Source organism: Paenibacillus sp. A3, from assembly GCF_001399685.1.
GTDB lineage: Bacteria > Bacillota > Bacilli > Paenibacillales > NBRC-103111 > Paenibacillus_G.
This window is the reverse complement of record NZ_JTHN01000087.1, coordinates 15,012-36,719: the sequence shown is the minus strand read 5'-3', so window position 1 is coordinate 36,719 and position 21,708 is coordinate 15,012. Positions and strand designations below refer to the sequence as shown.

Below are 21,708 nucleotides of genomic sequence, written 5' to 3'. Positions count from 1 at the left end.
GCAAAAAAGCAAGAACGATCTTGCCGTCGAAATGATCGAGGCTTATCCTGCTTTGGAGGATGAGCTGATGTAGGTGGAGAATCAGGGACGGTACTGGATTTATGAATATGAAGGCCCCGTGGCAGACATCGAAAACGTCAATGTCCTTTTTTCTTGGCAAACCGAATTTGCGTCGGACCAAGTCACCTTTTTGTCTCCCTTGCAAGGATAAGAGCCTGGATGTCGTGGCCATCTTGCGCTATTATGACGTGCGTCGGCACATCGAAACCGGTATCGGCATTTCAAGGAAATGTTAGGCTTTGACGAGTACCAGTTGTGATCGTTTCAGGCGATCGAGCGATTTTGGGAGATTCAGTTATTGACGCAAAACTTCTTGGAACTGCAACGAGCCAAGTGGTCAACACCAAACGAGCTTCTTACGCTCGGGGATGTAGTCAGACGAATTCGGCAAGAGCATTTTGGGCAGTTGATCGTCTATGTGTATGAACAGGCAGTAGCCCAAAAACCTTTGTTCGACATTTTAAGGCGTCTGAAACTCATATCCTAAAAAACCACTTCGCCTTGTACTCTACCCGTATGCCCTTTTTGGGCTTTGAAACCGAGATTTACAACAGTCAAGTTAAAATTAGACACTGAAAAGTTCTTGTCGAGAAATAGTTGGATAGAAAGATAACCCAATCAGGCAATCTTGTGATATCCTAAAGCTTCCTAAGTATAGCGATTCAAAAATAAGCTTATTTTGGCGCAGACTCTATGCCGTACTTCCAGCTAAGCTGAATAGGATTGCGTTTACCTCTTTCAATAACCCATACTCCGCCGATTAGAAAATGTCGAAATTCTTGAAAACAACAAACAGAATTCGCCATGAACGACAATGGCAGTCCTCTATCCCTTTCAAAATGGGCATGACCAATCAAATCCGTACGATAGATCATCGCCCTGTATGCCTAAGGCGTCAGCACTCGCAACATTCAGGATCATCTGCAAGGACACGTGCACTTGATCGATGACAATACTGCCTCCTGATAGACGCGGAAAGATCGCTTTTTGCCAGCTTTTCCAGCGCAGCGCCGAGACGGTCGCCGTGGAAATCCTTCGCCTGCAACGGCTTTCCGAAGAGTTGGGGATTGTTCATGTGCTCATAAAACGATTCGATCCGATAGAGCGGCTCTCAGAGGACGAGCAAATTGATGATCAGCGCCTTGATCACTTCGCCGAGGGACATTTCCGATCGAGGGGGGCCTATTTTCACACTCGCATTGATGTGTTCGACGACATGTAGTTGATCGCAGAAATAGGCAATGATACTCGAACTCCCCACTTGAATGACTTGTTGCATTTGTTCGGTAGGTAGAATCATGAGCTCACCGTCCTTTATTGCTTTTCAGGACGTATTCCAGAACAGTGTTGAGGTTAAAGTAGCCCTCATTGTAAAATACCGGTGCTTTCCATAGCGATTTGAGTAGCTCCTTCGGATTCGAGCTATTGCAGGGGTGCGAACAAGTTCCTTATTATGATAAAAAAGGTTCGGATCTCAACGACGGAGGCATCGCCTGTGATGGATCAGAGCGACAATACATTCTTGATGTACGTCCGTTCCGGCACAATGGATAATTAATGTGTCCATACGTTCCTCTAAATGGATGTGTATACGCAATTGGCGCATTCGAAGGAAAGTAACGATTTCTCTGTACGTGGTCATCCCTTAAAAAAGTGAGCCAACAGGGGGTTGTGCATGGATTTATCCGCGTTTGCAGTGATAGGGGATAGCCCAAACTTACTCTTGTTGGTAGCCCGAATAGACCGGACGAGGCATCAGGTCGGTCACGATCGGAGTTTGCAGTTAGCTCATGGCACTCTCAGCGACGGCAAGCATAAACCTGCCGTACAGGCTCTGCCCGCTTGCCGCTCGTTTTGCGGCGTTCATACGTAGGCTTCCTTCTCGGACTCCGGTTCAGGCGCAACGATCATTTCCGCTTCGTTAAACAGATTCAGCTCTACTTGATGGATGCGTCTTCTCGCTTGAAGTGCCAAAGTGCTTCTGCTGTGCCAGCAGAAAATCATACTACTTGAATTTAGCCGACAATTCGGCCAACTAACGAGCTTATTTTATATTTTTTTGCTCCAGCTCACGTTGTGCTGCCGGAGTTGTTCCAGGGTAAGGTCTGTTTTCATACAAAATAAAATCGACAGTCCTTTGCCAAACCTGCTGATGAGGATTAAATAGCTGCTTCTGGCAGGCCATGAGGGTGAGCCTGCCGCTGGAGAAGCGACAAGCCATCGAGTAACATCACAGTTCCCGCGGGGTGAGACACAACGGAGCGCTACCGCCAGCAGGCCACTGAAACGTGCCGCGTTCCAGTCTGCGGTAGTACAGCCTGAAGCCCGCATGATCCCAGTGCAAGATTTTAAGCTTTTCGCGTCTACGGTTTGCAAAACACGAACAGCACCTAGGAAAATGGACCGAGTGTAAATTGCCCCTGTTATTTACAGTTGTTTTTTCGTTGATCGCCTATGCAATTACTGAGACCCTGGGCTTTCGAAATTCAGGGTAATTTGATATACGTGCCCGCGGCAACAAGATCGGTACTCCAAACCGTCTATGTTGTCCGTTTAGAACTCGGGTTCTGATCAAATACAACTATAAAAATTTCGAACTTCCCAATCCCCTGCCCTGATTCCATTATCCTTGAAAGTTCAAACCGAAATTGCTGGATGCCACTAGATAGAACAATTTTCATACGAGGTTACGAACCATGGGGTCATGAATGTTTAGATAAAAACCACTACAATCATCTACTAACCTGTATGAATAATCTTTTTTTTATTCGTGACAATAAATTTAACCATAATAAACATGACCGGTATTGGAGCAATCGTTGCAATGGCATAAGAGATATATGTGCTGTAAGCGAGCGGTGATAATTGGTTAATTAATCGTTCCATATAAAAGTACGTTATTTGTTGGATTAATACATTTGGTATCATGGTTATTGGATAATAAAGCATCCTTGTAAGCTTCCATTTTTCCCGAAAAGCTACTAGTGTTTGCGTTGTATAAGCTAATGGAATTCCAATTAGTGTACTAGCCAGAATTGGTATATCAATAACCAGTCCAAAACATACAATATTTTGATTAAATCCAAAGTTTTGCAATAACTTTAAAAGGATAATTGTAAGCCCATAGCCAAAAACAACGTTAAAACCGCCAACTACCAAAAAACGGAAAAATTGAGATGACCATAATTTTATAACAAGCTTTTTCATACATTTATCCGATAAATTAAATTATAATTATAATCGGAAACCTGTGTTGTTCTATGTTCCATATTCAAAAAAGACTTGCGATACAAAAAATATTTAAGTATATATTTAGTCATCTCAAGAGTCTGACTAAACATTTTTACGTTTGAAATTTGATCCTCCTCTTTCCAAGTTATTGGAACAAAAATAATATTTTGTCTATATGAAACATGCGCCATTAACATAAAGACATTAAATATAAGATTATCTGGGAAGGTTAAAGAATATTTTAAACCCGATACTTTATACATATTTAATCCGGAGCCTAAATCATTGATTTTTTTGAAACAAATCATAGAAAACAATGTATTAAAAACATGGTTACCAAAAATCCGGAATTTAGAATAGCCCACTGTTCTGGACCCTTTGGAAAATCTTGAACCAAGTATCGCATCATATTTTTGATAAAGCTTATTTTTTATTATTTTCAAAAAATCGTTAATGTCACCTTGATCGTCCCCATGCAAAACGATAAGGTAATCAAAGTTATGAGTCTGAGCATATTTGAATGCTGATTTATGTGATCCGCCAAGACCTACATTTTGTATATTTTGAATTAATGAGCACTTACTCATCTGAAATCTATTAATAGCTTCTTGTGCTACCCTTAACGAATCGTCTTTTGAGTGATTATCTATAACAATAATTTCGGTAATTAAATCATAAACCGACGACTTGCTTACTTTTTCCAATACTCTATAAATTTGTGCTTGGCAATTATACATCGGGATAAACAATAATATTTTATCCATGTGAACCACCTCTGGCTAAAAAATGACTAGTTTTATCAACTAAATAGAAGAAGAGCAAGTAAGTTCCGCTTAAATACATTGGATAGTAATACATAAAATAGCTTCCCGGCTCGAGAATAAACAATATTGGAATCCTAGCCAAAATAATGCAAATTATCCATATAGAGGGATTTCTCAAACTGAACTCCCTAATAAAAATAATCAATAGAATCAAAACAAGAGGAATAAAATTCCAAAAAATAATCGAATGCCTCTTGGAATACTCCAGGTAAGTGACTATTTTTGAACTTGTCCATAGACTAATAGGAAAATTCACTTTATGTTCGAGAACAGTCTTTTTAGCATTCTCTCTATTGTCCACGCCAATCAAATAATTATAAATTCCATTGGCTGAGTAATAACCCTTGAGTGAAAATCCTGATGCTCCAAGCATGGTTCTTAATCGAGCTGTAACAAAAATGTCTTTATTGGCCCAAACAGTTTTCCAATATGCTTTTTTAAAATCATTGAAATCATCGGCTGTGAAGTTATCTCTGACACCATTGTTCCAAAAACTGGGTGTTTCGTAATGATAAGAAAGTTGTTTAGTTTTCTCAACATCAATAACTTTATTAAAAACTTCTATGGTTCTACCATCAATAGATGAATCTTTATCCGCAAGAATGATCGATAGAGGGTTCATATATGCTGTTAACTCGTACTTCATTGAAGTATGTTGTTGGCTAAAAAAGTAGGAGTACGCAACATCTAAGGTAAAATATCCTCCTATAATAGCAATGAAAAAGCTTATCAAAGCCTTACGATTTAGATAATGGCGGCAGAAAATAAGTAAGAACATTGAAACAAGAAGTAAGTGGTATATTCCTTCTTTACGCCAAACAGAAAGTAGAACGGTCAGCAAACAAATTAATGCTAATTTAGGTGGATTAATGTGTATTTTCTTTTGAGCTGAGAAGTACAGTAATCCGCAAAGTAACAATTCCAAGGTCGCAAGAATCGAACTTCTGTAGGTCATTAAAGTATTAAACAAAATAGCTGGCGATACGACTGCAATCCCAGTTAAAAGTAGCAGTAACCATTTGAATTTGTGATTAGTTAAAGTTATTGTCAAGTGAGTAAGGATCCAAGAGCTAACAAAAGAAAATATAATAATATGAGCTAGCACGATAGTCCCGATCGAAGGGAAGATATAAAGATTAATAATATAATAGTAAACGCTAAGATAGGACTGCCAGTTATCTAGTATAAATTTACTTGCACATTCATAAATCCAAAATTCATCCCATACAAAGATACCGGGCCATGAAAAAATTAGTGCAATTAGCAATGGGATTAGATGAAAAATAAAATAACGTCCCCATTTAAGATAAAACGGGTCTTTTTTCTTTAAAAATGAACCAAAGTTAAAAAGAAAACTGAGACTGAAAAATATATAGAAAAAGTAAATAACTTTGGAAGAATAGTATGTGAAAATTTGGGCTGGTTGTCCAACCATGAAGAACTTTTCCGTGTAAAAAGATAGAAATACCGCTAGAATTGCAATTATGGCAAATATACCATATCTTAAAAGCTTCATAATAAGCACCTTATTGTTTTTTAGATATTTTTATAAATATAAGATTCCATTTTATTATAATCTTCTATATATGTGATCTCTTCCCACGATATGTCCAACTCTTTAACCTTTTTATTTACACAATTATTAAAAATATCTGTGATTTCGACTTCGCCTCTTTTAGATAAGATTATAGGTTGGCTTAGAATGTCGTTTTTATTGAGAATCATATATCCGGTGAAAAACAGACCACTTGAGTAAGTATGTGGCTTTTCAATAATTTTATTATCAACAATTGCAGCAAAACGAAGATTTTTTTCGTCTTCTTCTTTACTCAAGTACGTGGCTATATTTAGATCAGAAGTGTCATTTAATTTTCCCTTATAATAGTTATCACCAAACAAAACGACGAATCGATCACCAGCGAAGTCGGCGCCAGTTCTTAGGGACATCCCAGTCCCTTCGGGCGAATCTGGCCGTTTGACAAGGACAAGTTGACCATTTTCTATCTGATTATAATGTTTTTCACTTATGTAGTTAGCAATAGATTCGTCATAATAAACAACAACTTTTTTCTCAATATTATTTTCATCACAAAATTCCAAACTAAAATCAATTAGAGTTTTCCCTTTGAATATTTCGAGTATTTTATTTTTTCCATATCTAGTACTTAGTCCACCTGCTAGTATAACAGCTGAGTCTGCCATGTTTCGGATTCCAACTCCTTTAAAATTTCTATAGTGATATCTCGGGCTTTAATAAAATCATTATGACCAATTTCCTTTTTATACCTTAACATTCTTAACCAATGACTTAATTCAAGTGTTTCTACAAGGGGGATAAGCTCGGGAGAAAGAGAAGTCATGATGCTTTTCCGCAACTTGATTAACTCTGGTCGATTCTCATTCTTTGAAATACCGAAGATATACTCATAACCTCTAGTGGACTGTAGAAGTTTAGAGATATCTAACAGCCAACTGCTCATCGCATTATCATTAATATTAGGATCTATTACAACAAGTTTATCGTCTTTTACAATGATATTGGAGAGAGTGAAGTCCCCATGGCAAAAAGATCTCTCATTATTAAAAAGCTCCTGATGTTCTAACAACGATTTACAGCAATAATTAAAAATATAAGTTAGTTCGGGGTCGGCTGAAAAATACTTACTGTGATCTTTTAACCTTTCAATATATGTTGTTGTTGAACAGCCGTTAATATAATGTATCTTCCTTATATTTCCTTGCAGTTCCATCAATTTTTTAAAGTGTTTTTCGTTAGTATATTGGTTATATAACAGGTCACCTTCTACATATTCCATAATAATCTTTTCATCATTTGAGAAATATATCTCAGGAACAGGAACTTTGTTTCTCTTTAATGTCAGTAAAGCAGAATTGGTAGTGGTAATTTTGTCAATCTTATTATTAAGTTTACGGATTAATTGCCCACTGCCACCTTTGAACTCAGTAATTTGTAAATCTACTTTTACAATATTAATCTTATGTTTATATTCCACAGATTGCATTGCAGCTTTAGCAGCAGCTAAACCGGTATCACTATCTTCATATATTGTATAACTGGTTGCAGGAAATGAATTCATAGCTTGCAGATATGGATCTGGGTGAGGTTTTAATTTTTTAACCTTGTCTCTGCCGATAATTCCCATGACATCTGTAATATTATAGTATGTAAGTATATCAGCGATATCTTCGCTGCTAGCATTCGAAACAATTACCTTATTAGGAAGAGAAAGTAGATCAATATTAGGAATGATATACTTAAAATAAGTCTTGTAATTTTCTTTTTTAAATCGGCGTATTTCCGAACGCAAATGCTCATCATGAATATTTAAATTATCGAACAGCTGCACAATGGATTGTCCCTCAATCTCAATTAACTGCTGTTCTGAAATAACAAATCCGTGTATACGGAATGCTTCCTGATATGCCTTTGTTAATGCTTCTCTTGTATAAAAGAGTACTTGATCAAAATCAACTAAATTTATATGCATACCTTCTCTACCCCGTATCCAATTTATAATATTTACCTTCTCTAAGAATACAGCATTTAATAGTAAAGGTAAACGACATAGTTCTTCTAATACCGACATAATTAAACATGAGAACTGCCTATTTAATAAGCATAATAAAAACTTACAGCAAAAACACTGCAACAAACTGCAAACAATATAGAGTCTTTGTCGAAGATTAATAACTAAAAATCCACGGTTTTTAACCGTAACCCCAGCATGCAAATGGTTTCGTCAAAGGGTTAGTGGTTTTTCTATCTTCCATAACTCGTAAGGATTGTAATTGGAATAAACACGCAGCTTTTTAATGGTGTACCCTGTGAACTAAACCGCGAAGGACATCTGTCCTTTTTGAAATAGATGGTTACCATACACATCATTTTCCTTCTTTTGGTTAAGCCTTTCGGCCCTAAACAAAATACATGCCTATTGTGATATGTGAGGGGCTTATATCTTAATTGGGTAAAAAGGGGCTATGTCCATCTCAACTGCACGTTCAATTCTCTCAAGGTAGACCTTATCTTTCAAGAGTAGCTTCTTGCTCAACAATCTGACCGTTCGTGAGAGAATATCGCCGTTCCGCTCGCGATCGTTAAAAGTCGGAGGTCCTCTTTGCGACAAGCTACAGAAGCGCTCGATTCCGGCTCTACTATAGAACTGTTCCGCAGTAAGCGAAGCGAATGCGAATGACCAGCTCGGGACGATGAACCTAATGGTTATCCACGATGCCTGCGCTGCCGCTTCACCAAGCAGATTCTCATCTTTAAATAATTAAGATTCATCTCACATCTATTATGCACGAAAAAGGGCATCTTTATTTCAAAAAAATTCTTGGTTATAAGCACGTATTCTTATGAAAATGAGAGACACCCTTATTGTCTAGCTTCGATATCTTTTTTTACGTTCTTAGCCGCGGATTCCAAATAATAAATAGCATCTAGTTCTCAATATATACTTTTGCAGGTAACAATACCTTACTCCATACTCTTATATTTTCTTTATTTCTCACTGTTAAAATCTTTGCCCTATCGATCCAGTCATAATAATAATCATTCCAAGTTAAGTGATCTTCACTCATAGCTCCTAATGCTACAGTTACAGAATAAGTGCCTGGTTTTAAACAAACATTTGGAAATTCAAAATTAAGTATAAATCTTGAACCTTGCTTACCGGGAGGTAGTAATACCTTATGATTCCAACTATCATCTCCTAGCATATCAATACCTTTATCATCGCGGAATAATAAACCAACGTTAATTTCGGTGGAAACATCATTAAAATATTCTACAAGCAACTTAACATTTAGCTTTTCACCAAACTCTATATTGTCAAGAGCTCTTCCTGAAGCATCTTCTAATAAAACTCTAACGAATTTCCCCTCACCTAATCCATGTCTTTCAGAGCCCTCAAAAGTTTCCAAAGACCAATCTAGACTGTCATCTTCCACTTTATAAACGGAATTAGAATTTAGATTTTGGCTAGTCCTTTTTTCTAGTTGCTCAAGGTGTATAAGTTCCATATAATTACTAGCAATATCGGCTGCTATCCCTTGAGAGTGCAACTTTCCTTTGTATAAGAGGATTGCATAATCACACAAACTTTTTACAGAATCAATATCATGACTTACAAATAGTATTGTACAACCATTACGTTGAAGCTCCCTTAATTTAGCCATACATTTGTGTTGAAACTGAACATCTCCTACACTAAGAGCTTCATCTACTATTAAGATTTCAGGGTTAACATTGATTGCCACTGCAAAGGCAAGCCGAACAAACATACCCGACGAATATGTTTTAACGGGATAATTAATAAAATCTCCGATTTCTGCAAAATCTAATATTTGTTTATATCGTTGTTTTATTTCTTGTTTTGTGAGCCCAAGTATAGATCCATACAAAAATACATTTTCTTCTCCTGTAAACTCCATGTTGAATCCTGCACCCAACTCAAGCAAAGCTACTACGCGCCCTCGAATCGATACAGTTCCGGAACTGGGAGAGAGTGTTCCCGCTATAATTTGTAGAATAGTCGATTTACCAGCTCCGTTTCGACCAATTATACCAACGGTCTGTCCTTTTTTTACTTGAAACGAAATATCATTAAGCGATACTACTTCCTTCCCTCGTTTGGTTCCAAATAGCCATTCTACCATGCGATCAGAAGGTTTATCATACATTTTATAAATTTTTGTAATATTCTTAACATCAATAACTACATCAGATGACATCTGAAAACGTCTCCTTAGTTTTGTTAAACAAAGTACTCCCAAATATAAAGATCACGATACTGATTGCAAGTAATACACAATAATTACTCCAATTAGGCTGACTATTATAAATAACCACCGCTCTAAAAGATTCAACAAAAAAAGTAAGCGGGTTAAACATCATATAAATCTGAAATTCTTTTGGGACAGCAGTAATAGGATAAAAAACAGGCGAAATATAAAACAAAATATTCATAATAATACTCATTGCTTGCCCCAAGTCTTTAAAAAATATTCCTAATGTGGTTACTATATAACTAAACCCTAATGTAAACAACAACAATGGGATCAAGATTACGGGAAGGAAAAGAGCATTCCATCCCACTGGATATTGATAAAATATTAAAGCACCAAAAAGAATTGCCATACTAAAACAGTTAAGCACAAAAGAACTGAATACTGCAGATGTAGGAAGAATTTCAAGCGGGAAAACAACTCTTTTAACATAGTTACTATTTGCAGATAGGATAGCCGTTGATCGGTACATCGGTTCCGAGAAAATTTGAAATATAATTAGCCCTGCAAAGGTAACCATTGCAAAATCGAGTTTAGAAACCCCCTCTGCATTTCCCCATTTCACCTTAAATATAACCGAGAATACGAAGGAGTAAACAACTAACATTACGAGAGGTTGAATGAGTGTCCAAACCAACCCTAAATAAGATCCTCTGTATCTGGCTACTATATCTCTTTGAATGAATTGAAACAACAAGTTGCGATGGTTAAATAAATTGCGAAGTATAGACGTCATCGTCTTCCTCCCAAAACTTTGCGAACTCTGTCTTTAATTTTTCTAAAAGTAATGACAAACTTCCAAGCTTTTGATCCTTTTATTGAATTTAATTCGCTAAAATTATAATAGTTTGACATATGAGCATCAAAAAACATTTTGTCCTTTTCCACTACGACGTAGCTTAAAGATTTTTGATAGCTTGTATAATGATGTTCAACAAGTTTTTCAATCAGATAGGAGCGGTTTTTCTGAGAATTTGATAACATAGATTCTTGATGTTTGCGGTAGAAAAACAACGGTTCAGGAATGCACTTTCCTTTCCAACCATTTTCCACCATGTAAATCCAAAAATCCCAGTCCTCAAAACCAAAAGTCATATCTTCTTTATAACCGCCAATCTGGTCAAAGGCATCGTGCCGAAATAGTGATGAAGCTACGCACAGGTTAGATATTAATAATAGATTAGGGTCAAATTCCGGAGTCTTCCATATTCCACTTGCCGCGCCAAAAAATTGGACGTAAGTATAAACAAATCCTATATTCTCATCTTTTTGAATAGCTTCCACCGTTTTTTCAAAAAATAAAGGATCGATAATATCATCCGCATCTAAAGGAAGGATAAATTCGCCGATAGCAGTATTTATACCTGTATTTCTTGCTGCTGATAGACCGGAATTTTCTTGATGCAGAACTTTAACACCACTTTTTTCAACATGGTCTAATACTTTTAAAGTTTCCTCATCTGTGGATCCGTCATTAACAATTATAATCTCAAAATTTTTATAGGTGTTTTTCTTAATACTTTCAATAGTTTCTTCAATAAATTTTCCATGGTTATAACAAGGAATAATTACAGAAACAAGTCCTTTTTCATAATTTGTACTTCTGTTCTTTTTGGAAATCCCTTTTAAGTTATTAAAATAATTTTCTTGTAATTTATTAATAGCTTGTACGCTATAATGATCCTCTACTCTTTTTCTAGCATGTAAGCCCATATTTTTGCGTTCCTCAAAAGAAAGCTTACATACGTATTCTAATTTTTCAAGCAGATCCTTTATATTTCCCGCCTCAAAAATAATACCGGATTTTTTATCTTCAACCATTTCAGCCATACCACTGAAATCCGATACAATTACTGGTACCGAAGAGGCCATCGCCTCCAAACAAACATTCGGAAAGTTTTCAAAAAGTGATGGAAAAATGCTTACCTTTGACTTACTGTATTCTTTCAACACTTCTTCTCTAGGCAAACGATCTATAAAATGTACTCTCTTTTTGAGTTCTTTTGGAATTAATGACTGAAGATGAAGCTTCATCGAACTCCCGTCTGGAGCTGAATTAGTATCCCCACCAATAAATTTCAATTCTAGCTCTGGATATTTAGTCATTAAATTAATCGTGGCGATTACTAGATCTTTAACACCTTTTCTTAATTCTAATCTCCCAACATATAAAAGTGTATTACTATCTACGTAGTCATTTATTGCAATAGACTCAATATCTATCGGGTGCGGAACTATTTCAATGTTTTTCTTTAATGCTAGCTCTTGGACAGTCATTTTCGCAAGCACATTCGATGGGGAGACAACTTCATCAGCCAAAAGCATTGAGAAGTTTTCGAATTGTACAAGCTGCTCCATGCCTGGATCATTTATTACGCTATTATACTTATTTAATACAAATAGAGGAGTATGAAGTCTTACAATTAATTTTGTATTTCGGAACTCTCCACGAGTTCTTTTTGCAAGCATTGAAAAATAACCTTCGCCTCTATAATCACAGAACTCCACAATATCGAACGAATAGCGATTAGTAAGTTCTTTTAACTTCCAATACACTTTTTCACTATAATGTGACCAATATAAAAGAGTTGACAAATTCGCCGAATCCGCATTGTTAATCACTTCCATCTGCGGTCCATCCATTTTAATTCTATGAACATTCACACCTAATATATTTTCTTGATCTGGTAAATTTTCAGGATTAAAAGTTAATACATGTATTTCATGACCTTGGCTCGCCAAATTTCGACTAATATTGCCAACGTAAGTACCAATCCCCCCACCGAATTGGGGGGGGTATTCAAAAGAAACATAACAAATTCTCATCATGCACCTCAAATTTTATATCGGAAATTATTTTGATAATTTTTCTTCTAATTTTTTTATATAACTCGTATGAATTTCCCATGCTTCTGATAGTTTTTTATTGTTTTCTTCTAAGTTTTTAATATATTCGGTATGCCTATTCCAAGCCTCGGCCAATTTCTCATTTTCTAATTTATAATCTTTCAATTGCTCTTCGTGTATTTTAATTGTTTGGGAATATTCAGTTATTGTTTGCGTATGTTCCTCCCACGCTTTAGATAATTTAGAGTTTTCAGCTTCCATTTTTTTGATAAATTCAACTTGTTCATTCCAAGCGATAGCTAATCTCGAATTTTCATCTTCTAATTTTTTAATAAGCTCAACTTGAAAATTCCATGCATTTGATAATTTTTGATTTTCTTTATACAAAGAATTTATGGTATCCTGAACTTCTTTAACATATTGGCTATATGTTGTGAAAAATGATATTACTGGAACGGACGGTATTTCTAAATCAGTATCACTGCAAACCAAAATCCATGTATCAGCCTGTTCATCATCCTTAGGAGTTATTGGATGTGCATTACTTAGTACAGCCGATTGATTTACACTGGCATCTAGTACATGTTCCGGCCTCATTATTGAAGTACCGGTAGTATTGTTTTGCACCCATAACGATGTGGTACTAAAATACTTTTCAACCAAGCTAATAAATTTATTTTTATTATATATATCAACATGAAAGGGGTTATCAGGGTTAAAAATATTATCATTTGGACATGAAATAATTAATCGGCCATCCTTTTTTAAAACTCTCTTTATTTCACTTAATAAAGAGTCTACCCCTTCAATATGTTCAATAGTCTCAAAACAAACGTATGTGTCAACAGAATGATCCTCAATAAATTGTAAATCAAGCGCATTGCCCAAAGTATATGTTAAATTATTTGCTTTGTAATGGGTTTTACAAAAATCGATAGCTTCTTTCGAAATATCTATTCCTTCAACAGATCCTGCGCCATTTAACGCCAAATAGTAGCTACCATAGCCATTTCCACAAGAACAATCGACAACTTTTTTATCATTGCAAAATTGCAAAGCGAACATATATCTGCCATAATGTTCAGGAAACATCAAATCATTTTGATTTAAAAATGGATTCATGCGCTCAATATGATCCATAATAACAATCCTCTCCTTTATTTGATTGTATTAACTTGTCGTATACATCTTGGTACTTACGAGACATTGATTCCGCAGTGTACTTTTCCATAACAGTTTGGAATGCATTAGATACTATTTTTTGTTTGAATTCATCATCATTCATTAATTTTGTAATAATTTCAACATAAGCATGAATGTCATCTTGCGCTACCAGAAAACCATTTATTCCTGTGCTGATCAAATCACTCCAACCTCTAACGTCTGAAGCAACCACAGCCGCTTTACTAGCCATTGCTTCGATCCCTACTATTGGCAAACCCTCCATTAACGATGGCGCAATAAAAATCGAAGCTTTTTCCAGCAATAATTGTTTAACTTTTTCTTGATAGCCCATTAGTGTTATGGAGTTTGTCAATCCCAGCCGCACAATTTTCTCTTTTGCTTTTTTATAAAGTGGTCCATCACCAATTAAAAGAAATCTTGTTTCGGGTTTCATTTCAAGAAGTTTGTGAGCAATATCTATAAATAATAGTGGTTGTTTTTGTTTCACTAGCCTACCAGCAAATACAATATATTTTTTTTCATTTGTGTCACTGGCACTAAAATTAGCATTCTGCATACTAATTCCATTTTCAATAACAACCACTTTATCGGCACTCTCTTTATAAAATCCAACTAGTCTTTCTGATAAAAATTGAGTAATTACAACTCTCTTATGAAAATTTATTGAAAAAGATTGACTAAACCTAAAATAGTCCCAAGGTTCATAAGGTTCTTCCATATGCAAAGTATCTAATAGTTTGACATTAGGAAAAGAACTTCTCAATATTTTAGAAACACGATATCCAAATTGTGTATTACTAATGTGAATGCACTGAACTTCATTCACACTAACATAATCCAACAAAAATTGCACCATTTCATTTTCATCATTAGTAAAAGCTGCTAAATGGAATATTTGATCTACAACTTCTTTAAATTTATCTTCCCACTCGTTTACATCTTTTATACTTGTCATTAAAGTGATAGAAAATCTGCTTCGATCTATATTTTTAAACAGATCAAGAAATACTTTTTCAACGCCTCCAACCTTAAGCCAAGGAAGAATATAGACTACCTGTATTTTATCTTGGTTTCCTGAGATATAAAGCACCTTTTTATTATAACTTTTGTTGGTTGTTATATTTAAGGGTTTTATATTTACTTTCTTTAATTTTTTCAAATATTTATTCTTCCTCAAAAAACTTTTAAAGAATTGTAAAGCTCTAAAAATTATTTTATAACTTTTCCGTAGTACATATTTATTACAAAGTTTAAATTGCCACTTAAATGTATATAAATTCGTATGTTTTTCTTTTATATAACTTACAATTTCATTATGTCTTAATCTTGAGTCAGATAACATTGAAACGCCATGTTTCCGATATAAAAACAGAGCTTCATTTATTCTTCTCCCCTTCCATCCAAAAGAAAAGGATCTAATCCAAAATTCCCAATCTTCGTATCCCATAGTCATCGATTCATCATAACCGCCAACTTGCTCCCACATTGTTTTTCTATAAAGAGCAGTTGCAGGGATATAATTATGATGTAACAGTATATCTGGATCAAAGGGTTCGGTGATCCAGAGCTCATTAATTTCCCCAAACAATTGTACTAATGAATAAACAAATCCTATCGTCGATTCCTTTTCCAACAGCCAGACGCCCTTCGTTATAAAAGAAGGTTGAATTAGATCATCAGCATCTAAAGGTAATATATATTCTCCTAGGGACTCTCTTATTCCAGTGTTCCTTGCCGCTGGAAGTCCTTTATTATCCTGATGTATAATTTTTAATTTTGTATTTAACTCAAGTTGTTGTAGAACTTCAAATGTCTCTTGATCGGTCGAACCATCATTAACGACAATTATTTCGATGTTGTTATAATACGATGACAAAACTGAATCAATGGTTTCCTTAATATAGTTTCCATAATTAAAACAAGGTATAACTACAGAAACTAACGGAGATTCCTTTTTCATTGTAATGAACACCTATTTCGTGAGTTTATACAAACTAATTCAAAAATCCGTTTAAAAAATCTAAGGAGCAGATAGATAAAGATGTTTTAGTTTTTCTATCATATTTTCAATATTGTATTCTTGATTTATTATTTTTTTTGCATTTTGAGTTAATTTTTCTTGTTTATCACTGTCTAGAAGTAGCTCCTCTATTACACTAGCCAATTTCTCGTAATCATTAGGCGGAACGAGAATACCTGTGATATTGTTTTTAACAATATCTGTAACACCTGATATTTCCGTTGCAATAACAGGAATTTCTTCGTCCATAGCTTCTAAAATAGCATAAGGCATACTTTCCCAAAGCGAGGTGCTGACAAATATGTTGCAGGATCCAAGTATCTCCCTGACATTGGGTATTTCTCCAAGGAAAAATATTCTGTCAGATACACCAAGTAAATTTACTAATTCAATTAAACTTTTTTCTAAAGGACCTGTTCCCATAATAAGCAAGAGAACATCATCCATTTTTATTTTTTCAATTGCCCTTATGATCATTTCGGGATTCTTCTGAATACTTAATCTTCCAACAAATCCTATTACTTTCTTTGAATAAGCAATCCCCTTGATTTCAGGCAAATTCTTTTTTTCACGAGTCATACCTTCTTTCTTAAGCTCAACACCATTGGGGATAACAACCATTTTTTTTTCATCTGAGACTTTCATTTGTAATGCTAAATGAAATTCACCTACGGATACACATATGACTTTGGTTGTAAACAAGGCCATAATTTTTTCAACAAATGCATAGAATGCATTTTTTAGTTTCGAATTAAAAATATTAAATGAAAAAGAATGAGGAGTGTAATAAATAATTTTGCACCCGGTCATGTATGCTGCCATTCTTCCTAATACGCCTGCTTTTGAACTATGACAATGTATAATATCAAATTTATTGGTCTTGAGAATTTTTATTAATTGAAATAAACTTTGCAAGTCAGCCCGCGGTGATATAGTCCTAGCCATATCAACTATAAACAATGGATGTCCCAAAAAAGAGTTAGTTTGAGACAATGTTGAGTTTTTTTTTGAGGAAAGTATAAAGGATTGTTCGAAAACGTCAGCATCCAAGTTTTCTGCAAGCTGAGTTAAGTGCGTTAAAACACCACCTGAAGTTGCTTCACTTATGTGGCAGATTCTTATTTTCAAAACATACTTCACCGCCATAGCCTTAGTTCACACAAATACTGGACTCTTATTAAGAGAATATTATTGTTCCGAAGCACCTCTAAGTAAATTAAGACCTAATTCTATAGAATATGCTATTAATTAATAACTTTTAACCCTTCGTAACAATTCAATTAAAAGAAATGATACGTATTGTATTCGCCAAGCAAAATAGAGATCCGGATGTTTTTCTCTAATAAGACGTCTTAGTTTCTTATTTTGTTTCCTAGAGCTTTCTAGCATACTGCCTTTATGTTTACGGTAATAAAAAAGAATTTCATTAATATGAAAGCCAAAGAAGCGTGATTTGGCGAGTCTCAGAATAAACTCCCAATCCTCGTATCCGTCACGCATTGACTCATCATATCCATTCACAACTTCCCAGCAATCTTTCCTCATGACAATGGTGGCAGGTACCACATTACGAAACTTTAAGTATGATAAAGGAGCTTTAAATGTTCTCCAAACTTTATTCTCTTCACCAAAAAGCTGTACTAATGAATAAACATAAGCCACATCACTGTTCTGCTCAAGAATCCATACAGCTTTTTCTATAAAAGTAGACTCGATTTTATCGTCGGCATCCAAAGTAAGAATATACTTAGCCTGTGTAAAATGAATCCCCGTATTTCTGGCCGCCGACAATCCGCCATTAACTCTTCTGACAATTTTAGTTAATGGTTTGGCCTCCATTTTACTCAAAATGTCAACAGTATATGGATCTGTAGACCCGTCATCAACTATAATAATTTCAATATTTTTGTATGTGGATTTCAGCACGCTATCGACTGCTTCCTCAATGTATAGCCCATAATTATAGCAGGGAATAACAATGCCTACCAATGGCTCCATAATACCTCCAAAATACTCCACTTAAATAAGCAATTTATTTTTTTCATAAACTTCAATTAAATATTTGAGCATCTCTTGTCTTAAGTCATCTCTCTCTAAAGCAAAGTCAACGGTAGTTTTAATAAATCCCATTTTTTCTCCTACATCATAGCGAATACCTTCAAAATCATATGCATAGACATTTTCGGATTGCGCCAACCGAGAAATGGCATCAGTAAGCTGAATCTCGCCGCCTGTGCCGGTTTCCTGACGATCTAATAACTCGAAGACTTCGGGAGTCAAAATATAACGGCCCAAAATAGCCAAATTCGAAGGAGCAGATTCTCTTTTTGGTTTTTCAACCAAAGAAGAAACTGAGTATATTCGCCCCTTTATATTAGAGCCATCCACAATCCCATATCTGGATACTTCATCGTAGCTCACTGGCTGAACTCCAATAATAGATGATTGATATTCCTCATAAAGTTCCATCATCTGCTTCAGACATGGCTTTTCAGCTTGGACAATATCATCTCCCAGAAGTACAGCAAAAGGTTCGTTGCCTATAAACTTACGCGCACACCATACCGCATGACCAAGACCTTTTGGTTCCTTTTGTCGAATATAATGGATATCAACCATCTTTGCGGGCTTCTGAACTTCATTTAACAAATCAAACTTACCTTTTTTTAACAAATTTTGTTCAAGCTCAAAATAATTATCGAAATGATCCTCAATAGCTCGTTTCCCTTTACCCGTAACTATGATAATATCTTCAATCCCTGACTCCACTGCTTCTTCAACAATATATTGAATCGTTGGCTTGTCGACAATAGGAAGCATTTCCTTGGGCATCGCTTTTGTTGCAGGTAAAAATCTTGTGCCCAGCCCCGCGGCAGGTATAATTGCTTTCCGCACTTTTAAACCCATAATAAATCCTCCAATTTCATTAAAAAACACGAAATTAAGTAATAAATTGACGAATTTCCTCGAAGTTATTCTATCAAATTTACTATTTAATTGCCAGCGCTACAAAAATCCAAAACAATCCTTAAGCTTGTGTAATATACCCATTCATTCTACTTTATGATAAGATAAATGTCGTAATTTTAGATAAAAAGGAGAGAAACCATGAGCGGCAAGAAGAAGTATTATGTCCCTGATCATGCAGTGGGCAACAAGGCTCTGGCAAGTGATGATAAACATTCTATTTTGTTCTGGCTTTTAGCCGGCATTACCCTATTGATTTTAATATGGGCTCCATTTCAGAGAGCATTGTTTAATGGCAACAATTTCGATTTCGAGCGATCTATTTTTTCCACCTTCGTATGGTCGGCTATTATGTTGCTTCTTATTTCTATTTTAGCTTTTTATAAATGGAATTTGAACCGATGGTCCGACTTCCTAAGCATTATGATCTGGTTGATTCCTATCACTTATTTTATCTCTTCCATTTCGCCGGCATCCAAATATAGTGCTACAAATATGGTCTTCATCACGTTTGTGTATGCTAGCTTTTATTTAGTTGGTTTTTTTCTTGCCAAACAAGACAGCGGCAGTTCTCTTCTTATAAACGGAATTATGGGCTCAGGATACTTGGTCGTCTGGTTCGGCATAATGAACTGGTTTGGGCATAAAGAAACAGCCTATGCAATCGTGAAGTGGTTTGCTTCCGATATGGCACAATATAACATCTACCAACATGCTATTATGGCCGACGATAACGGCGTCAGACTGACATCCGTATTTCAATATGGAAATGCTTACGCCGCCTTCCTGATCGCTATGCTGCTCGGTTCTTTATATTTAATTTCAATATCCAAAAAATGGACTTCAACTGTATTTCATGGGTTTATGGTCATCCCGATTTTAATTTCTTTCTTTCTAACTTTGTCCCGCGGCGCGTTGGTGATCCTGCCCGTTATTTTTTTAGTCGTAATCATCTTTTTAAAGGTGAAGAAGCAGCTCACCTTCATTCTTTACACCATTGTTGCTTCCATCATCACTATGGCTATTCTTAGTCCAGTTACAAATGTTGGTGTGGAGCAGGTGAAACAATACAATGGTGCCCTAGCCATGAAAGGCTGGACCACATTAATTATCGCGGCATTGCTTTTTACAGGGATCGCCGCTGTATTACAAAGATTCGTTGTTCCTCGCGTTGAAGAAAAACTCAACGCCATAAGCAATAAAAAAGTCTCATATTTTATTATTCCGGCAGGAACTGTCGTACTTGGTGCCATAGTCGCTTTCCTATTGCTTGGCAATACAGGGTTCCTGAATCTGTTTCCAGAGAACATCAAGCAGCGTATCGAAAATATTAACTTCGAACAAAACAGTGTATTGGAAAGAGGAACATTTTATAAAGACGCTTTAAAACTCTATTCGGATTATCCTGTGGTGGGAGCCGGAGGAGGAGCTTGGTCGGCGCTCTATGAGAAGTACCAAAACAATCCTTATGTAAGCCGACAAGCGCATAACTTTTTCCTTCAATATTTAGTTGAGGTTGGAATTATTGGCTTTGTCATTTTTATTGTTATTTTGTTATCGATTCTGTGGCTCTTTCATCGCAAGTTTCATAATGATAGTGGTGAAAACTCAAGTTCTCGATATGTTTATTATATTTTAGCTATATCGTTACTTATCCACAGCACGCTTGATTTTGATCTCAGTTTTGTTTATTTAGGAATTCTTTTATTCCTTTGCCTTGGAGCAATGATCGCTAATAATGATTTTGAAATAAAAGGACAATGGAAGAACAGTATTCAAAAGGCTAAATGGGCTTACCCTGCATTACTTGTTGTTCTTTCCATCATTTTTTTCTTCAACGGAGTTCAACTGTTAAATGCTAATAGCAATTTCGAGAATGCCAGAATGCAGGCCTCAATCAGCAAAAATTTTAATGATATCACCGGACCGTTAGATAAAGCTATGAGTCAAAATCCCAACCATCCGGACTATGCTTTATTTAAAATTGATATCTTGCTGCAGGTCTATAATCAGACTAAAGACGAAAACTATTTTAATGAGGCAAATCGTATTTTAACGGAAATGCTTAAGAAAGAGCCACATAATCGAACTTTAATCGATAGAGAGCTTACTACTCTAACATTAAAAGGCAAGAACAAGGAATCCTTGGAGCGAACCAATCAAGAAATCAACAATTTTCCTTGGGACATTTCTTTGTATGAAAAAAGCATTGTTTTAAGTACAGATCTCGGGAACACAGCACAAGACAAAAATGATGCCCAAGAAATGAAGATGTACCATGACCAAGCTTTGTCAATTTACTCTAAAGTAGAGGCCAGAATTAAGGAACTTTCTTTGCTGCCCAAAGGGCAGCTGCAAGGCCGGGAATTTAGCGTCACTCCTATCATGGGCATGGCTTTGGGTCAGATTCAATATATCAGAGGTCACTATGATGCAGCTGAAGCAATGTTGCGCATTGGCGTTAATGAATCTATCGATAATCAAACCACTCGGCTAATTATTCGCTGGTACCTTGCTTCGCTTCAAAAACAAGGGAAGGCTGACCAAGCTCTCTTCGATAAGCTGGTAGCCAAAGACCCGAACGAACGACAAGAAATCCAGAACCTAGTAAACGCAAAATTTTAAAATAACTTTATAAAAAAATGGTAGCTAAATTTACACTACAATTTGCTACCATTTTTTTGTCCATAATGCTAAAATAGATTCTAGGCCTTAAAGACGATTTTTAATCGAAAAAGGTATTGTTTTAGTCGATTCTACTCA

General features: G+C 35.7%; 15 protein-coding genes and 1 pseudogene. 1 reads left to right on the top strand and 15 read right to left on the bottom strand.

Annotation, left to right across the window (positions count from 1 at the left end; all coding sequences use genetic code 11):
- Positions 1-955 precede the first annotated feature (955 nt).
- From QJ48_RS39500 to galU, 15 genes and pseudogenes are all read right to left on the bottom strand, one after another.
- Positions 956-1,339: pseudogene (locus QJ48_RS39500) on the bottom strand (DUF4277 domain-containing protein).
- Positions 1,340-2,290: 951 nt separating this feature from the next.
- Positions 2,291-2,509 (bottom strand): IS66 family insertion sequence element accessory protein TnpB, encoded by a 219-nt coding sequence (tnpB, locus tag QJ48_RS39495; RefSeq protein ID WP_082420491.1) that lies wholly within the window; start codon positions 2,507-2,509, stop codon positions 2,291-2,293.
- 290 nt (positions 2,510-2,799) lie between these two features.
- Positions 2,800-3,267, bottom strand: a complete 468-nt coding sequence (locus QJ48_RS13550) for a hypothetical protein (protein ID WP_054974107.1) — start codon at positions 3,265-3,267, stop codon at positions 2,800-2,802.
- Positions 3,264-4,055: a glycosyltransferase family 2 protein gene (locus QJ48_RS13545; RefSeq protein ID WP_054974106.1), complete on the bottom strand. Its 792-nt coding sequence runs from the start codon at positions 4,053-4,055 to the stop codon at positions 3,264-3,266. The genes QJ48_RS13550 and QJ48_RS13545 overlap by 4 nt, the downstream gene beginning before the upstream one ends.
- On the bottom strand, positions 4,048-5,631 hold the full coding sequence (locus tag QJ48_RS13540) for a hypothetical protein (protein ID WP_054974105.1): 1,584 nt from the start codon (positions 5,629-5,631) through the stop codon (positions 4,048-4,050). Before QJ48_RS13540 ends, QJ48_RS13545 begins: the two co-directional genes overlap by 8 nt.
- A 20-nt stretch (positions 5,632-5,651) precedes the next feature.
- Positions 5,652-6,317, bottom strand: a complete 666-nt coding sequence (locus QJ48_RS13535; protein ID WP_054974104.1) for an NTP transferase domain-containing protein — start codon at positions 6,315-6,317, stop codon at positions 5,652-5,654.
- Complete coding sequence (locus QJ48_RS13530; RefSeq protein ID WP_082420490.1) at positions 6,293-7,723, bottom strand: HAD hydrolase-like protein; 1,431 nt, start codon at positions 7,721-7,723, stop codon at positions 6,293-6,295. Before QJ48_RS13530 ends, QJ48_RS13535 begins: the two co-directional genes overlap by 25 nt.
- Before the next feature lie 856 nt (positions 7,724-8,579).
- Positions 8,580-9,872, bottom strand: a complete 1,293-nt coding sequence (locus QJ48_RS13525) for an ABC transporter ATP-binding protein (protein WP_054974102.1) — start codon at positions 9,870-9,872, stop codon at positions 8,580-8,582.
- Entirely contained in the window at positions 9,862-10,662 is an 801-nt protein-coding gene (locus QJ48_RS13520) for an ABC transporter permease (RefSeq protein ID WP_054974101.1), read from the bottom strand. The genes QJ48_RS13525 and QJ48_RS13520 overlap by 11 nt, the downstream gene beginning before the upstream one ends.
- Entirely contained in the window at positions 10,659-12,755 is a 2,097-nt protein-coding gene (locus QJ48_RS13515; protein WP_082420489.1) for a glycosyltransferase, read from the bottom strand. The genes QJ48_RS13520 and QJ48_RS13515 overlap by 4 nt, the downstream gene beginning before the upstream one ends.
- 24 nt (positions 12,756-12,779) lie before the next feature.
- Positions 12,780-13,913: a bifunctional 2-polyprenyl-6-hydroxyphenol methylase/3-demethylubiquinol 3-O-methyltransferase UbiG gene (locus QJ48_RS13510; protein WP_054974099.1), complete on the bottom strand. Its 1,134-nt coding sequence runs from the start codon at positions 13,911-13,913 to the stop codon at positions 12,780-12,782.
- Positions 13,900-15,918 carry a glycosyltransferase gene (locus QJ48_RS13505; RefSeq protein WP_054974098.1) on the bottom strand — a complete coding sequence of 673 codons (2,019 nt, stop codon included), beginning with the start codon at positions 15,916-15,918 and terminating at the stop codon, positions 13,900-13,902. The genes QJ48_RS13510 and QJ48_RS13505 overlap by 14 nt, the downstream gene beginning before the upstream one ends.
- Positions 15,919-15,978: 60 nt before the next feature.
- Complete coding sequence (locus tag QJ48_RS13500) at positions 15,979-17,106, bottom strand: glycosyltransferase family 4 protein (RefSeq protein ID WP_237762906.1); 1,128 nt, start codon at positions 17,104-17,106, stop codon at positions 15,979-15,981.
- Positions 17,107-17,226: 120 nt separating this feature from the next.
- Entirely contained in the window at positions 17,227-17,976 is a 750-nt protein-coding gene (locus QJ48_RS13495; RefSeq protein ID WP_054974096.1) for a glycosyltransferase family A protein, read from the bottom strand.
- 21 nt (positions 17,977-17,997) lie between these two features.
- The gene (galU, locus tag QJ48_RS13490; protein WP_054974095.1) at positions 17,998-18,885 is read right to left on the bottom strand and encodes a UTP--glucose-1-phosphate uridylyltransferase GalU; all 888 of its coding nucleotides are present in this window, start codon (positions 18,883-18,885) and stop codon (positions 17,998-18,000) included.
- 201 nt (positions 18,886-19,086) lie between these two features.
- On the opposite strand from galU, the gene QJ48_RS13485 reads away from it, so the two are divergent.
- Positions 19,087-21,570 (top strand): O-antigen ligase family protein, encoded by a 2,484-nt coding sequence (locus QJ48_RS13485; protein ID WP_054974094.1) that lies wholly within the window; start codon positions 19,087-19,089, stop codon positions 21,568-21,570.
- Positions 21,571-21,708: the final 138 nt, after the last annotated feature.

Coding starts and splice junctions, on each gene's coding strand:
- QJ48_RS13505 (WP_054974098.1), bottom strand. CDS start 15,918: ATGAAAAAGGAATCTCCGTTAGTTTCTGTAGTTATACCTTGTTTTAAT.
- QJ48_RS13545 (WP_054974106.1), bottom strand. CDS start 4,055: ATGGATAAAATATTATTGTTTATCCCGATGTATAATTGCCAAGCACAA.
- QJ48_RS13515 (WP_082420489.1), bottom strand. CDS start 12,755: ATGATGAGAATTTGTTATGTTTCTTTTGAATACCCCCCCCAATTCGGT.
- QJ48_RS13485 (WP_054974094.1), top strand. CDS start 19,087: ATGAGCGGCAAGAAGAAGTATTATGTCCCTGATCATGCAGTGGGCAAC.
- QJ48_RS13550 (WP_054974107.1), bottom strand. CDS start 3,267: ATGAAAAAGCTTGTTATAAAATTATGGTCATCTCAATTTTTCCGTTTT.
- galU (WP_054974095.1), bottom strand. CDS start 18,885: ATGGGTTTAAAAGTGCGGAAAGCAATTATACCTGCCGCGGGGCTGGGC.
- QJ48_RS13520 (WP_054974101.1), bottom strand. CDS start 10,662: ATGACGTCTATACTTCGCAATTTATTTAACCATCGCAACTTGTTGTTT.
- QJ48_RS13540 (WP_054974105.1), bottom strand. CDS start 5,631: ATGAAGCTTTTAAGATATGGTATATTTGCCATAATTGCAATTCTAGCG.
- QJ48_RS13530 (WP_082420490.1), bottom strand. CDS start 7,723: ATGTCGGTATTAGAAGAACTATGTCGTTTACCTTTACTATTAAATGCT.
- QJ48_RS13495 (WP_054974096.1), bottom strand. CDS start 17,976: ATGGAGCCATTGGTAGGCATTGTTATTCCCTGCTATAATTATGGGCTA.
- QJ48_RS13510 (WP_054974099.1), bottom strand. CDS start 13,913: ATGGATCATATTGAGCGCATGAATCCATTTTTAAATCAAAATGATTTG.
- QJ48_RS13525 (WP_054974102.1), bottom strand. CDS start 9,872: ATGTCATCTGATGTAGTTATTGATGTTAAGAATATTACAAAAATTTAT.
- QJ48_RS13535 (WP_054974104.1), bottom strand. CDS start 6,317: ATGGCAGACTCAGCTGTTATACTAGCAGGTGGACTAAGTACTAGATAT.